Annotated in this window: 12 protein-coding genes; 11 read left to right on the top strand and 1 reads right to left on the bottom strand. The window is 48.6% G+C overall.

Features of this window, described 5'->3' with window-relative positions; translation table 11 throughout:
* The first annotated feature begins 20 nt into the window (after positions 1-20).
* The 3 genes from pepP to D3795_RS06070 are packed head-to-tail and all read left to right on the top strand — an operon-like array spanning position 21 to position 3,675.
* Positions 21-1,346, top strand: coding sequence for a Xaa-Pro aminopeptidase (gene pepP / locus D3795_RS06080; RefSeq protein WP_156267093.1), 1,326 nt, complete (start codon positions 21-23; stop codon positions 1,344-1,346).
* Positions 1,328-2,518, top strand: coding sequence for a 2-octaprenyl-6-methoxyphenyl hydroxylase (gene ubiH / locus D3795_RS06075; RefSeq protein ID WP_156267091.1), 1,191 nt, complete (start codon positions 1,328-1,330; stop codon positions 2,516-2,518). Before pepP ends, ubiH begins: the two co-directional genes overlap by 19 nt.
* Positions 2,515-3,675, top strand: a complete 1,161-nt coding sequence (locus D3795_RS06070) for a UbiH/UbiF/VisC/COQ6 family ubiquinone biosynthesis hydroxylase (RefSeq protein WP_156267089.1) — start codon at positions 2,515-2,517, stop codon at positions 3,673-3,675. Before ubiH ends, D3795_RS06070 begins: the two co-directional genes overlap by 4 nt.
* A gap of 13 nt (positions 3,676-3,688) precedes the next feature.
* Here the strand turns inward: D3795_RS06070 and D3795_RS06065 are convergent, their stop codons facing one another.
* Positions 3,689-4,546: a LysR family transcriptional regulator gene (locus D3795_RS06065; RefSeq protein WP_310942454.1), complete on the bottom strand. Its 858-nt coding sequence runs from the start codon at positions 4,544-4,546 to the stop codon at positions 3,689-3,691.
* 181 nt (positions 4,547-4,727) lie between these two features.
* Here D3795_RS06065 and gcvT point away from each other — a divergent pair, with 181 nt between their 5' ends.
* The 8 genes from gcvT (at position 4,728) to D3795_RS06025 (ending at position 14,397) form a co-directional block, all read left to right on the top strand.
* The gene (gene gcvT / locus D3795_RS06060) at positions 4,728-5,810 is read left to right on the top strand and encodes a glycine cleavage system aminomethyltransferase GcvT (protein WP_156267087.1); all 1,083 of its coding nucleotides are present in this window, start codon (positions 4,728-4,730) and stop codon (positions 5,808-5,810) included.
* Positions 5,811-5,849: 39 nt separating this feature from the next.
* Entirely contained in the window at positions 5,850-6,239 is a 390-nt protein-coding gene (gcvH, locus tag D3795_RS06055; protein WP_126760240.1) for a glycine cleavage system protein GcvH, read from the top strand.
* A gap of 94 nt (positions 6,240-6,333) precedes the next feature.
* Entirely contained in the window at positions 6,334-9,219 is a 2,886-nt protein-coding gene (gene gcvP / locus D3795_RS06050; protein ID WP_156267085.1) for an aminomethyl-transferring glycine dehydrogenase, read from the top strand.
* Positions 9,220-9,396: 177 nt separating this feature from the next.
* Complete coding sequence (locus tag D3795_RS06045; RefSeq protein WP_310942455.1) at positions 9,397-9,693, top strand: BrnT family toxin; 297 nt, start codon at positions 9,397-9,399, stop codon at positions 9,691-9,693.
* On the top strand, positions 9,674-9,925 hold the full coding sequence (gene brnA, locus D3795_RS06040) for a type II toxin-antitoxin system BrnA family antitoxin (protein WP_156267083.1): 252 nt from the start codon (positions 9,674-9,676) through the stop codon (positions 9,923-9,925). Before D3795_RS06045 ends, brnA begins: the two co-directional genes overlap by 20 nt.
* Positions 9,926-10,342: 417 nt before the next feature.
* Positions 10,343-10,735, top strand: coding sequence for a hypothetical protein (locus D3795_RS06035; RefSeq protein ID WP_156267081.1), 393 nt, complete (start codon positions 10,343-10,345; stop codon positions 10,733-10,735).
* Positions 10,736-11,603: 868 nt separating this feature from the next.
* Positions 11,604-12,137 carry a hypothetical protein gene (locus D3795_RS06030; protein ID WP_156267079.1) on the top strand — a complete coding sequence of 178 codons (534 nt, stop codon included), beginning with the start codon at positions 11,604-11,606 and terminating at the stop codon, positions 12,135-12,137.
* A gap of 310 nt (positions 12,138-12,447) precedes the next feature.
* Positions 12,448-14,397 (top strand): cytochrome c/FTR1 family iron permease, encoded by a 1,950-nt coding sequence (locus D3795_RS06025; RefSeq protein ID WP_156267077.1) that lies wholly within the window; start codon positions 12,448-12,450, stop codon positions 14,395-14,397.
* Positions 14,398-14,402 lie beyond the last annotated feature (5 nt).

The following is a 14,402-nucleotide window of genomic DNA, read 5'->3' as shown; positions in this document are numbered from 1 at the left end:
TTCGACGTTGTAGGGTTCACATGTCTCCGAGCATTACTATTGAAGAATATCAGAAGCGCCGCGCACATCTTCTGGCGCGTTTAAAAAAAGCTTCGGCGCACGCCATTGCAGTGATACCAAGTGCGCAACTACAAACCCGTAGTCGTGATACTGAATTTCCATTTCGCCAAGACAGTGATTTTTTCTATTTAACTGGCTTTAATGAACCGAATGCGATGTTAGTGCTAGCGCCGCATGCAGATGCGCCGGTGCAACTTTACTGTCAACCAACCAGCCCGCAAGAAGAAGTGTGGCATGGACGTCGCTTAGGCGTCGACAAAGCAGTCGAATCACTTGGCGTCGATTTCGCAGGAAGCATTGACGATGTGGACGATCATTTGTTCGCCTTACTGGATGGCGCTGAGACAGTCTATTTTCCGCATGATAAACCTGATTTAGCGGCGCAGCTATACACCATCGCGGATGAATTGCGCGCCTCACCCAAACAAGGGCATCAAGCACCACAGGCATGGGTTGATGTGAATCCATGGTTAGCGGATATGCGCATTATTAAGAGCGCAGCAGAGCTTGATTTGATGCGTGAAGCCGCGCGAATTAGTGTGCAGGCGCACAAACGAGCGATGTTATTTGCGAAGCCGGGCAAGTTTGAATACCAAGTTGCCGCAGAAATTCATCACGAATTCGCGATGCACGGCGCCTTATCACCTGCTTACGGCACCATTTGTGGTGGCGGCGAGAACGCTTGCATTTTACATTACACTGAGAACCAGTCAGAACTGCGCGACGGCGACTTGTTGTTAATTGACGCTGGCGCTGAATACCAAGGCTTTGCTGGCGACATCACACGAACCTTCCCAGTAAACGGTCGTTTCTCTGACGCACAAAAAGAGCTCTACAACGTCGTTTTGGCTGCCCAAGAAGCGGCACTTGCCACGTTAAAGCCAGGTAGTAACTTACCAACGGCAATGAAGGCCGCAGGTAAAGCGTTGACCGAAGGTTTGCATGCGTTAGGCATTTTAAAAGGTAGCCTGAAGAAACTCGTTGATGACGAAGCATTTCGCCCATTTATGATTCATGGCTTAGGGCATTGGCTTGGCCTAGATGTGCACGATGTTGGCACCTACACCCAAGAAGGTAAAAAGCGCAAGTTTGAGCCGGGCATGGTGCTGACCATTGAGCCGGGAATTTACATTCCGAAAGGTATGCCAAACGTGGATGAAAAATGGCATGGCATCGGTATACGCATTGAAGATGATGTGATTATTACTGAAAACGGGCACGAGAATATGACCAGTGCTGTGCCTAAAACTGTCGCAGAGATTGAGCAATGGATGACGGCAAAATAAGCACAGTAAACTACTCCGTGGTTATCGCCGGTGGCGGCCTTGTCGGCGCGCTGACTGCATTGCTGTTGGCTCGCGGCCGTCAAGATTGGCGCATCGCTGTACTAGAACCGCAAGAGCAAGGCCCCGCACAAGACAAGCGCACCATTGCTTTAGCCGCAGCGACTGTCGCGTTGTTAGAACAAATTGGCGTATGGCAGCATGTGGCTGAGCAAGCAAGCCCTATTGAACATATTCATGTGAGCGATCGTGGCCACCTAGGCATGACTCGGTTGCACGCTACGCAGCATGGCGTAACCGCCATGGGGCAAGTAATTTCAGCCGCAGCATTAAATAGAGCGCTGTATGCAGCTTGTCAGCAAGAAGCGTCGATTCAGTGGCTAGGCGGTGCTTGGTTTGAGCGCGCCGAACGCAAACGTGATTCCATTACGGTGCACTATAAGCAGCAAGACAAAGAAGCGCAGCTTAACGCACAGCTTCTCATTGGTGCCGATGGTCAGCGCTCGCAGGTACGAGCTGATGCAGGTATTGCCATGCAGCATACCGATTATCAGCAAGTTGGCATTATTGCCACGTTAACGCTATCGGAGGGGCTTAACGGTTGGGCGTATGAGCGTTTCACTGACACCGGGCCGATTGCGTTACTCCCATTGCCAGACCAACAAGCGTCGCTGGTGTGGAGCTTGAACCCAGAGCAAGCAGAGCAGACCATGGAATTGTCCGATGCCGAGTTTGTGGCGGCGTGCCAGCAAGCGTTTGGTTATCGAGCCGGTCGCTTTGTGGCGGTACGTGACCGTGTTCAATACCCGTTGCAACTGCACTTAGCAGAATCAAATATCAGTCATCGCAGCGTGATTATTGGCAACGCTTCGCATACATTGCACCCCATTGCCGGGCAAGGTTTTAACCTCGGCGTGCGCGATGCCATTGAACTGAGTGAGCAATTACTCACGGCGCAAGACCCCGGACAATATCGTTTACTAAGTATCTACAATGAGCGCCGCCAACAAGATTACCGCCGAATTATCGGGCTAACCGACAGTTTAGTGCGAGGTTTCTCGAATCAACATGTACCGCTCGTGGTGGGTCGTAATGTTGCATTGTTCGGGCTCGATAATTTGCCGCCACTGCGACACGTTTTCGCGCGCCAAACCATGGGGTTTCGTAACGCATGAGTACACAATTTAAAGCGCAAACAATCGTAGTTGTCGGCGGCGGCATGATTGGCCTTAGCGCCTCACTAGGGTTGCGTTTGCAGGGACATCGCGTGTATCTCATTGAGCGCAGTGGCCGCCCTGACTATACCGAATCACCAGAGTTACGCGTGAGTGCCTTAGCGCATCACAGCCGCGCCTTGTTACGTGAATTAGGCGTGTGGCAGCGCTTGCCACAGCAACGGCTTGGGCCATACACCGGTATGCAAGTGTGGGACCACGATAGCTTTGGTCATATTGAGTTTTCAGCGACAGAAGCTGGCGCTGATGATCTCGGTGCTATTGTTGAAAACAAAGTGCTTGAGCAAACCTTGTGGGACGTTGCTACCGAGCAGGGCGTACAAATTATTGCCGACGATGAAGTGGTTGAGCATACAACGAGCGCTTCACAAGTGACCGTTAAGCTACGCTCAAACCAGCAGTTGCAAGCCGATTACCTGATTGCCGCGGATGGTAACCGCTCACCGACGCGCGAACGCGCTAAGTTACCGCTTAGCTTCTGGGATTATGAGCAAACTGGTATTGTGGCTGTGATTAAAACCGAGAAGCCACATGATGGCATTGCCCGCCAAGTGTTCTTGCCAACAGGTCCTGTTGCTTGGTTACCACTGAACGATGCGCACTTAGTATCGCTGGTGTGGTCAGCCGATGAAACAAAGGCGCAAGAACTCACCGCGATGGATTCGCAGACATTTATGAATCAACTCCAGGCAGCAAGCGATCAATGCTTGGGCAAACTCGAGCTGGCATCTGAACGTGCTGGCTTCCCACTGCGCATGCAATACGCACAGCGTTGGTTGGATAACTGCTTAATCTTAATTGGCGATGCCGCACACAGCATTCACCCGCTGGCGGGACAGGGCGCAAACTTAGGTTTTGGTGATGTGGTTGATTTGCTACCGGTGTTTGCGACTGCCCCGAACTACCGCGAATTGCGTACGTGGGAGCGTAAGCGCAAAGCTGCAGCGGTCACCATGATTTCTGCTATGGAAACGTTTAAACGCGGTTTTGGTACCGCGAACCCATTGGCAAAACTGGTGCGTGGCATCGGCTTTAAAGCTGCTAACAGCATTCAGCCATTGAAGCGCCAACTAATTAAAGCCGCGCTTGGCGAATAACCCAGCAAAACGCTTAAATACGTTCTTGAATAAACTGAGCTAACTGCCGAGCCGCCTGATTGGTGGTATCGGCTTGCCACATGGCAACACTCACTTCGCCGAGTTCCGGTAATGTGATAGGGCCAATACGCTGCTGGCGCGACAAGTTATCAGGCACCGTGCTTTGCGCCAACACCGTTAAGCCAAGACCACTCTCAATTGCCGCCGTTAAACCGGAAAAGTCTGCATTGGTATAGCTGATACGCGTAGGAATATTCGCCTGGCGCAACGCGCCAAGTGCACGGCGCCGGTAAATACAGCCTTCAGGTGCAACTACCAACGATAAGTCGTGTTGATAATTAAGCTCAACATTTGCGCCAACCCAAACCAAAGGCTCTTGCTTGAGTATCACCAAACCGGGACGAGTAATGCGTTTATCGGGCTCTTTCAAGGCAATCACCAAGTCAAAATGCACTTGTTCGTCTTTCAATAAGTCTTTGCTCAGCGCTGATGTCACCGACAACGATACATTGGGGTAGGCATGGGCGAACTGACCTAAAACTTGCGGCAATAATTTACTGGCGAACTCACTGGGTATGCCCAGTCGTACCTGACCAGAAACAGCCGGCTCGGTGAAGCGTGCAATAATTTGATCATTTAAACCGAGCAGTGTGCGTGCTTGCTCGAGTAATTCAGTACCATTTGGCGTTAAGTGAATACGCCCACCGCTACGCGTGAGTAAAGAGGTTTCAAGCAACTCTTCAAGGCGCCGTAACTGCAGACTAATGGCGGGCTGCGAGCGATTTAGCTGCTGTGCCGCCGCGGTATAACTTTGTAGCTCATAGATGCTGACGAACGCACGTAAGGCTTCTAGCGGTAAATGTTGCATCATGAGCTCCTAAAAACAGCCAAATTCATAATTTAATTTAATACAGTATAAATTAGTATTTAATATTTTTATAAATGTATAAGTAATATTCATTTGTTGCAAGGCGCTTTGAGTTCTATAATTCGCGGTAATTTTTTGAATGCGGCAAACTCGCATCTCGACAACAAAAAAGGACAACTAGGTCATGGCAAATCGCACTCCTTTGTATGACGCGCACGTGAAAGCTGGCGCGAAAATGGTGGACTTCCACGGCTGGGATATGCCGCTGAATTACGGCTCACAAATTGAAGAGCACAATGCTGTACGTAACGATTCAGGCGTATTTGATGTGTCGCACATGACCATTGTTGATGTTGCCGGTATTGATGCCAAAGCATTCCTTCGTTACTTACTTGCCAACGACGTGGCTAAATTAACTGTTCCTGGCAAAGCGCTTTACAGCGGCATGCTGAACGAACAAGGCGGCGTGATTGACGACTTGATTGTCTATTACTTCACTGATGAATCGTATCGCTTGGTGGTAAACTCAGCGACGCGTGAGCGCGATATGGCTTGGATCCACAGTGTTGCTAGCAACTTTAAAGTCACCGTTACTGAACAACCAACCCTTGGCATGCTGGCTCTACAAGGCCCTAACGCTGAAGAAAAACTCAAACTGGTATTAGGCGATGACGCATTCGCACCGGTTGCTGGCATGAAGCCATTTATGTCTGAGCAAGTGGGCGACTATTTCATCGCAACCACCGGCTACACTGGTGAAAAAGGCTATGAAATTGTCGTACCAGGCGACAAAGTCGAGAAGCTTTGGGACGACCTCTTAAACGTTGGCGTTCAGCCATGTGGTTTGGGCGCACGTGATACCTTGCGTTTAGAAGCCGGCATGAACTTGTACGGCCAAGATATGGACGAATCAGTCACGCCATTAGAAGCCAACATGGGCTGGAGCGTGGCGTTTGAGCCAGCGGATCGTAAATTCATCGGTCGCGAAGCACTCGAACAGCAAAAAGCAGCAGGCCATGCCAAATTGGTTGGCTTGGTGATGAAAGACAAAGGCGTATTGCGTCATGGTCAAAAAGTGATTGTTGACGGCGGTGAAGGCGAAATTACCTCAGGTACTTTCTCGCCAACGCTTGGTTTCTCAATTGCTATGGCACGCGTACCAGCTTCTGTGGGTGAAACTGCAGAGGTGGAAATTCGCAAGAAATTAGTTACAGTAAGCGTGGTCAAACCAAGCTTCGTGCGTCAGGGCAAATCAGTACTTGCCTAAGCCATCATTTTTTAAGAATTGAATTACGAGGAACAGAACATGAGCAATATTCCAAAGGAACTTAAGTACGCATCAACGCATGAGTGGGTGCGCAACGAAGGTGACGGCATTTTCACAGTAGGTATCACTGAGCACGCACAAGATTTGCTTGGCGACATGGTGTTCGTTGAATTGCCAGAAGTTGGCGCCAACGTAGCCGCTGGTGACGACGTTGCCGTAGCAGAATCAGTCAAAGCCGCTTCTGACATTTATGCACCAATTGCTGGTGAAATTGTTGAAGTGAACGAAGACTTAGAAGATGCACCAGAAACTGTAAACAATGACCCATTTGGTGACGGCTGGTTGTTCAAAATTAAAGCCGAAGACCCAAGTGAAGTTGAAAGCTTGCTTGATGCCGAAGGTTATCAAGCAGTTATCGACGAAGAATAACAGCTCGTTTTGTTGCTAAGCCCCGGTCACTTGCACCGGGGTTTTGTGTTTCAAATGTCTTGTATCCACCCGGAAGCTAGGGGACCTGAAGTAAATGACGACTACTACGCTGAAGCAGTTAGAAAATCACGGTGAATTCATTGCCCGCCACATTGGCCCAAGTGCTGATGAAACCAAGGCGATGTTGGCTGAGTTGGGTGTTAGCTCACTCGAAGTGCTAACGCGTGACACCGTTCCTGGCGCGATTCGTCGCGACCCATTTTTGTCTGTTGGCGAACCAATGAACGAGCGTGAAGCGCTTGCCAAACTCAAAGGTATCGCGAGCAAGAACAAAGTGTACAAGTCATTTATCGGTATGGGTTACTACGACACCCTAGTACCGAACGTTATTTTGCGTAACGTACTTGAGAACCCAGGTTGGTACACCGCGTACACGCCGTACCAGCCAGAAATTGCTCAGGGTCGTTTAGAAGCCATTTTGAACTTCCAACAAATGACCATGGATTTGACTGGCCTTGAACTGGCGAGCGCGTCATTACTTGACGAAGCAACGGCAGCAGCCGAAGCCATGGCCATGTCGAAGCGTGTGAGCAAGAGCAAATCAAACACGTACTACGTTGCTGACAACGTGTTCCCACAAACGATTGATGTGGTGAAAACGCGCGCCGAGCAGTTTGGTTTTGACGTAATTGTTGGACCAGCGCGCGAAGCCGATAACCACGACGTATTCGGTGCGTTGTTGCAATATCCAGACCGCAACGGTGAAATACACAACATTGAAAAGCTGATTGCTGATATTCAAGCGAACAAAGGTATTGTTGCCGTTGCCGCAGATATCATGAGCCTTGTGTTGTTGAAATCGCCAGGCGAAATGGGCGCTGACATGGTGCTGGGTTCAGCACAACGTTTCGGCGTACCAATGGGTTACGGCGGCCCGCATGCTGCATTCTTTGCAACCCGTGACAAATACAAGCGTTCACTGCCAGGTCGTATCATCGGTGTGTCAAAAGACAGCCGTGACAACCAAGCATTGCGTATGGCTATGCAGACTCGTGAACAGCACATCCGTCGTGAGAAAGCGAACTCAAACATCTGTACTGCGCAGGTATTGCTTGCCAACATGGCATCGTTCTACGCGGTCTACCACGGCCCACAAGGCCTGAAAACCATCGCATCACGCATTAACCGTTTGACCGACATCGTCGCGCTTGGCTTAAAAGAGAAGGGCGTGAAAGTATTGAACAACCATTGGTTCGATACCTTAACCTTCAAACTTGAAGGCGACGCATCTGACGTATTAGCGCGCGCAGACAAAGCTGAAATTAACTTGCGCGTTGACGGCAACGGCCAGTTCGGCGTGAGCTTAGATGAAGCGAAAACCCGCCAAGACGTTGACGCCTTGTTCGCAGCGTTATTCGGTGCTGATCACGGTTTAGAAATTGACGTGTTAGATTCACGTGTGGCTTCTGGTGAAATTGAATCAATTCCGGCAGCACTTCGCCGTGAAAGCGCGATTTTGGAACACCCAGTATTCAACAGCTACCACTCTGAAACCGAAATGCTGCGTTACATCAAGCAGCTTGAAAACAAAGACTTGTCATTGAACCACAGCATGATCTCGTTGGGCTCATGTACCATGAAGCTCAACGCCACCGCTGAAATGATTCCAGTCACTTGGCCGGAATTCGGTCAGTTGCATCCGTTCTGCCCAGCAGACCAAGCGCAAGGGTACGCTGAATTGCTCAGCACGTTGTCTGAGTGGTTAGTGGATATCACTGGCTACGACGTGATGTCGATGCAACCAAACTCAGGTGCACAAGGCGAATACGCTGGCTTGTTAGCCATTCAGAAATATCACCAAAGCCGTGGCGATGCGCATCGCAACATCTGCTTAATTCCAAGCTCAGCACACGGTACCAACCCAGCTTCAGCGCAAATGATGAGCATGAACGTGGTAGTGGTTGACTGTGACAAGAACGGTAACGTTGATTTGGCTGACTTGAAAGCGAAAGCTGAAGAAGCAGGCGACAACTTGTCATGCATTATGGTGACTTACCCGTCAACGCACGGCGTTTACGAAGAAGGCATTAAAGACATCTGTGACATTGTGCACGCGCACGGTGGTCAGGTTTACCTTGATGGTGCCAATATGAACGCGCAAGTGGGCGTCACCTCACCAGGTTACATTGGTGCCGACGTATCGCACTTAAACTTGCACAAAACCTTCTGTATTCCGCACGGCGGTGGTGGTCCTGGTATGGGCCCAATTGGCGTGAAGAAGCACTTAGCACCATTCTTACCGAACCACAGTGTGGTGAAAATTGCGGACACCGATGCTGAAAACGGCGCGGTATCTGCAGCACCATTTGGTAGCGCGAGCATTTTGCCAATTTCGTGGATGTACATTGTGATGATGGGTTCACGTGGCCTGCGCGAAGCAACGGAAGTGGCTATTATGAACGCCAACTACATTGCGAAGCACTTAAGCAAGCACTACCCAATTCTGTACAAAGGCCGTAACGACCGCGTTGCGCACGAATGTATTATCGACTTGCGCCCATTAAAAGACGCTTGTGGCGTGACCGAGATGGACGTGGCAAAACGCTTGCAAGACTACGGCTTCCACAGCCCAACCATGAGCTTCCCAGTAGCGGGCACATTAATGGTTGAGCCAACCGAGTCTGAATCGAAAGCTGAGCTAGACCGCTTCATTGAAGCCATGATCAACATTCGTGAAGAAGCGAAACGCGTTGAAGCCGGCGAGTGGCCAGAAGACAACAACCCACTGCACAACGCACCACACACGTTGGCAGACATTGTTGATGCGAACTGGGAACGCCCATATAGCCGCGAACTTGCTGCATACCCTGTAGCTGCCGTTAAGGCGAACAAGTTCTGGCCAAGCGTGAACCGCATTGACGACGTGTATGGCGACCGGAATTTGATGTGTAGTTGCCCGGCGGTTGATACTTATCGTTAATTGGTTTTGATGTGATGAAGAAGGCGAGCTTTTTAGCTCGCCTTTTTTATGAGCGTTGAAAAGTCGTATTTTTGAAACAGAGAAATCTTAGAGAGCTGGGAGCAATTATAGCTTTGAGCTAATGCACTCAAAACCAATGCTAATGTTCTCACGTCAGCAAATAAGGAGATTTGCGAAGTGAGTAAAAAAGGAATACATTATACTCATAGTTTCGACTATGATCGCGAAAAAAGTTTGTCGAATTTATTAAAGCATGGCATTGATTTCGAATGTGGCCAGAAACTTTGGGATGACCCTAACCTATTAGAAATAAAGACAAAATACACTGAAGAATTGCGATACATAGTCATCGGCATGATTGGAAGAAAGCATTGGTCAGCAATCATTACGTTTCGCGGCGAGAAAATCCGCATTATTTCGGTGAGACGCTCACGAAAGAAAGAGGTTGAGCTTTATGAAAACCAAGAAATTTGAAGAAAAATTTGATGCCAATAAGGAAGATATTATTGACGATCTCGATCTCTCAACGGCACGGCGAGTAAATCAGGAATCTAAGCGAATTAATGTCGATTTTCCACTGTGGATTGTCGAGTCTTTAGATCAAGAAGCTGCTCGTATTGGCGTGACGCGGCAATCACTCATTAAAGTTTGGTTGGCAGAACGGCTGAGTTTAGAGCAGAAGAATCAGCGGAACGCTGCCTGCTAAAAGAGATTCAAATATGACCAAGTTCTTGGGATTGCTTCCGCTTTGAGCGAGGAGCGGACCTTCTGCCTAATCCAGTTGGTGACTAGCCGTCGCGTTATTAGTAAATGTGGATGTCGCTAGCCATACACGGCACATTCACTTCGGCGATATTGCACGTTTTGTTGTTGTGTTGTGTATTTAAGTCGTATACTGTCAATGACATAACAAAAAATAAAGGTCAGATATTGTGCGCTCGGTAGAGTGTAACTGAGTATGCTCAAATTGCCATTGCTAACTCGGAGCTCTTAAAGGTGGTAAGGCCCGCTTAATCAGTAACTTAAGAACCTAAAGCTATCAATTAAACTAGTTCCGAAGTGCGCACGCACAATATATAAATGTTAGAAGTTCTGTGCTTAATTTTCACCACAGGGAGATTTCATGAAATACAAAACAGCGTTGGCGATTCCCTTTATTACAATTGCCTTAGTCGGATGCGAAAAACTGATTGAGCCAAAAGATAAAGGGATGACTGAAATCAAGAAGATTGAACAGCGTTGGCTTGATGGCACCCAACTTGCTGGAGCAACTGCCCGAGTTGCACTAAGTTCCCAAGTTGCAAATTTACAGTCAATAAAACGTGATCTTGATGAGGTTGTCGTAGGCAAATGCCTAGAAGAAGCCAAGGCAAACCTGGGTGAGTCGATGGAAATGACGATCAAAGGGTTTCTCGAATTCATGGGTGACAGAGAATACACTGCGGAGCGAACCCTTGAGAAAGGAGTCGAGAAATTTGGCAAATACAAGAAGGCAAGAAATAAGTGTTCAATATAGTGGCGGTTGAGTTTTTCCGAGCACTTCTAACCCGGCAGTCCACTCGGACGCTGCGCGATAAAGCTGCGCAGCGCCGGTGACTTCTACGTTAACTGTCACGGAAGGCACCAGTGAAATTTGAAGTATCGAGTAACCTTAAAATCAGTCCGGAAGATATCGATGGATTGCTCACCATGAAGGGCGTGAATACGGAGTTGAACCCTTTCATCCGCATGACGGTTCCCTCAGAATGGTCAAGCAAGCCAATCTTTGAATGGCCTACGGGTAACGTGCTCTTCTCTAGCTGGATACTCCTTTTCGGCATTTTTCCCATTGATCGGCACACGTTCTTCTTTCAATCCATTGATCGCCAAAGTGGTTTTGCGGAGGCGTCGAGCTCTTTAACCAATAGGCTCTGGCACCATCGACGGGACATTAGTAGAAACGGGACATCATGCCGGGTCACCGATACCGTCGAATTTCAGTGTAGGTTGCCCGTGTTGGCATATGTTCTGGCACCTGTTTACCGGTTCATCTTTAAGCACCGTCATCAGGTGCTAAGGTCTTATTATGGTAGCAGCGCCAGTTAACCAGTCAATTAAGTTCGTTCCGGCCGGCGGCCTCCACCGGACGCCCTTGTCGGGCCGCCGCTTATTTCAGCGTCAACGTCCGCTCCTGGCACACAGCGGACAAAGCGTCTTCCAAGTTAAATATTAAGTTTTTATCCTGCACCAATTTCCGTAATCATCTTTAACCAACTAACCATACTCTTCAACCATCGCGAAGGTCGCATCAGCACTCGGTTTAACGTTAACGTTGCAGCCTAAATCAAAAAATACATGAATACCTTTGAGGCAGAAGCTACGCAATTTTTTGATGGTGTGGAAGTATGACCGCTGATATAAGTAACTGGACATCATCGTTTGAAGGAGTCTGGTTCATGTTAAGGGTTATGTTATTTACTCTGATGCTTTCCCCAATAACTGCATTCGGATGCTCTTGTTTCAGTGAAGCAAAGACTTTCGAAGAAGTAATCCAGGAGCATGACGCAATTTTCACGGGTATCGCTATCGATACAGAGATAATTCCGGGAGATTGGGATACTTCATTTTACAAAACAAAAATGCAAGTCATAGAAGTATGGAAAGATAAAGCCGTAACTGACTTCGTATATATTAAAACAGATACTGAAAAGAATTCTTGTGGTACAACAGCCCCAACTATTGGTAATAGATTTATCGTGTTTTCGCACGTATCTAAAGATGGACTCCACGCAACAGGCGGCTGTTCGACGTTTATAGACCTCGACCAGTTTGAAACAGAAATGCTCTCGGTCGGTTCAGAAGAAAAAGTAGTTTGGCAATCGGTTCTGACTGAATTGTGGGCGGGATTAGGTAAGCCGAAAACGGTTTATAGCAAATAAAAAATTCAGGAAGTGCTGTGTTTTTTAGTTCTTTGCTTATTGCTATACGCGTTTTGTGCGTTATCTTCTTTCATTTTCTTTGGCATTAAGTTCAGAAAAGGGCACCTCAATAAGAAGGAACTTATTAACATCATATTTAAAGGTATTTACCCAAAACGATGGCAGCGTGGTCTTTAAATCGCATGTAGGAATAGGCTAAAAATACCCACCATCATTATTGCGAATCATTCGCATTAGTAGTAACATCGCTCATCATAAAATGCACTTTGTTTCTATCTTTCTAATTTTCTCAAATTGACGAGCGAATCTCATGACGCTTCAAGCCATTACTCGTGCCGCGTTGGCGGTTGTTGTTTTTGCCACGTTGGCAGTATTGAGCCCGCAGACGCAAGCCCAGTCCCTAGCGAATCAAACAGCCAATCAACCAGAACTCCAACAAGAATACATGCGCCAAATTGCGCAGTTGGTGGAATACATTGGGGTGGATTACAGCGAGGCGGTCGCCAACGGTGAGGTGGTTAACGCTGGCGAATATGCCGAAATGGAAGAGTTTTCGGCAATTATTCTGCGCAATATCAACACGCTAGCAACTGACAATCCAGCACTACAAACGTTAATCCAGCCGGCGCAACAGCTACGCGAATTAATCATGAGTAAAGCGAATTTGGCTGAAGTGCGCGGTGCAACCTCACAATTGCGCGCACAAATCTTGCAGCAATTACCGAAAGTCGAACTCCCCGAAGTATTGTTGCCAACCGCACAAACTAAAGAAATATATCAAGCGCAATGTAGTGCATGTCATGGTCAGCAAGGTCAGGGTGATGGTCCAGCAGGGCAAAACCTAGAACCTGCCCCAACTAACTTTACTGATTTAGAGCGCGCTGAAAATCGCTCGTTGCTTGGTCTATACGATGCCATTACGAAGGGCATTGACGACACCGCCATGATGGCGTTTACCAACCTGACCGAGCAGCAGCGTTGGTCGCTGGCATTTTATGTGGGCTCTCTCGCGTTTCAACATGGCACTGAGGTTGCGCGACAGGCAAGCATGGATGTGATTGATTTACAGCAAATGGTGAATACGAGCCCAGCCCAATTACGCGCTGAGCTACCGAGTTCTCAAGCGAATTTGGTCAATATTTTACGGGCGAACCCACAGCAACTTTTTCAAGCTGAAATATCACCATTCGCGGTGGCAAAAGCGCGCTTACAAGCGGCGGAAGAAGCCTACAAAGCAGGTGACTTAAAGCGTGCGAACCACCTCGCAGTCAGTGCTTACTTAGATGGCTTTGAGTTAATAGAGAATGGTTTGAGTGCCTACGATGCAGCTCAAACCAAAGCCATTGAAGCGCAAATGATGAACTTGCGCCGCATTATCGCAACGCCTGATCAGCAAGCACAAGTGAGCGCCGCGATTAGTGACATCTTAGCGGCTCTGGAACGTGCTCAAGACACCATGAATGAGCAACAGCTTTCAAATACGGCATTAGCCACAGCAAGTTTTGTGATTTTGCTACGTGAAGGTTTGGAAGCGCTGTTGGTGGTGCTGGCGCTGATTACCGTGCTACGTCGCACTGAACGAAACGATGCCGTGAAATATGTTCATTCGGGCTGGCTTGCTGCGCTTGTGCTCGGCGGTTTGACGTGGTGGGCGGCGCAGTCGCTGATTTCGATTAGTGGTGCGAGTCGCGAGATTATGGAAGGTGTGGCTGCGGGTCTTGCCGCAGTGGTATTGGTGTATGTCGGTATTTGGATGCACAGCAAAACCAATGCACAGGCTTGGCAGCAATACATCAAGCAAAATCTGAATGCTCATTTAGCGGCAGGTACGCTGTGGGGTATTGCGCTGTTGAGCTTTATTGCCGTGTACCGCGAAGTGTTTGAAACCGTGCTGTTCTATCAGTCATTGCTGACTCAAGCGCAAAGCGCGCAGCACACCAGCGTTTGGGGCGGATTTATCGCAGCCGCCGTGGTATTGGCAATGATCACGTGGGGTATCTTACGCTTTAGCGTGAAACTGCCAATTGCCAAGTTTTTTGCTTACACCACGTACTTGCTGCTGATACTTGCGTTCGTGTTAGCCGGTAAAGCAATGATCGCATTCCAAGAGGCCGGCTGGATAAACGCAACCCCATTCCCGGTTCCGTCAAATATCGACTGGCTCGGTATGGCAGCCACGTGGGAGAGTCTTGGTGCGCAATTGCTTGTGCTGATTGTGTTTAGCGTGTTCTTTCTCAAGCAGCGTCAAGCGACCAAGTAGCTGAC

This window comes from Pseudidiomarina andamanensis, from assembly GCF_009734345.1.
Classification (GTDB): domain Bacteria; phylum Pseudomonadota; class Gammaproteobacteria; order Enterobacterales; family Alteromonadaceae; genus Pseudidiomarina; species Pseudidiomarina andamanensis.
Note: the sequence above shows the minus strand (reverse complement) of the source record. Positions and strands in the feature narration are given on the sequence as shown.

Bases quoted from the DNA above. Each gene is read 5' to 3' on its own strand.
- pepP (WP_156267093.1), top strand. From the start codon at position 21: ATGTCTCCGAGCATTACTATTGAAGAATATCAGAAGCGCCGCGCACAT.
- ubiH (WP_156267091.1), top strand. From the start codon at position 1,328: ATGGATGACGGCAAAATAAGCACAGTAAACTACTCCGTGGTTATCGCC.
- D3795_RS06070 (WP_156267089.1), top strand. From the start codon at position 2,515: ATGAGTACACAATTTAAAGCGCAAACAATCGTAGTTGTCGGCGGCGGC.
- D3795_RS06065 (WP_310942454.1), bottom strand. From the start codon at position 4,546: ATGATGCAACATTTACCGCTAGAAGCCTTACGTGCGTTCGTCAGCATC.
- gcvT (WP_156267087.1), top strand. From the start codon at position 4,728: ATGGCAAATCGCACTCCTTTGTATGACGCGCACGTGAAAGCTGGCGCG.
- gcvH (WP_126760240.1), top strand. From the start codon at position 5,850: ATGAGCAATATTCCAAAGGAACTTAAGTACGCATCAACGCATGAGTGG.
- gcvP (WP_156267085.1), top strand. From the start codon at position 6,334: ATGACGACTACTACGCTGAAGCAGTTAGAAAATCACGGTGAATTCATT.
- brnA (WP_156267083.1), top strand. From the start codon at position 9,674: ATGAAAACCAAGAAATTTGAAGAAAAATTTGATGCCAATAAGGAAGAT.
- D3795_RS06035 (WP_156267081.1), top strand. From the start codon at position 10,343: ATGAAATACAAAACAGCGTTGGCGATTCCCTTTATTACAATTGCCTTA.
- D3795_RS06030 (WP_156267079.1), top strand. From the start codon at position 11,604: ATGACCGCTGATATAAGTAACTGGACATCATCGTTTGAAGGAGTCTGG.
- D3795_RS06025 (WP_156267077.1), top strand. From the start codon at position 12,448: ATGACGCTTCAAGCCATTACTCGTGCCGCGTTGGCGGTTGTTGTTTTT.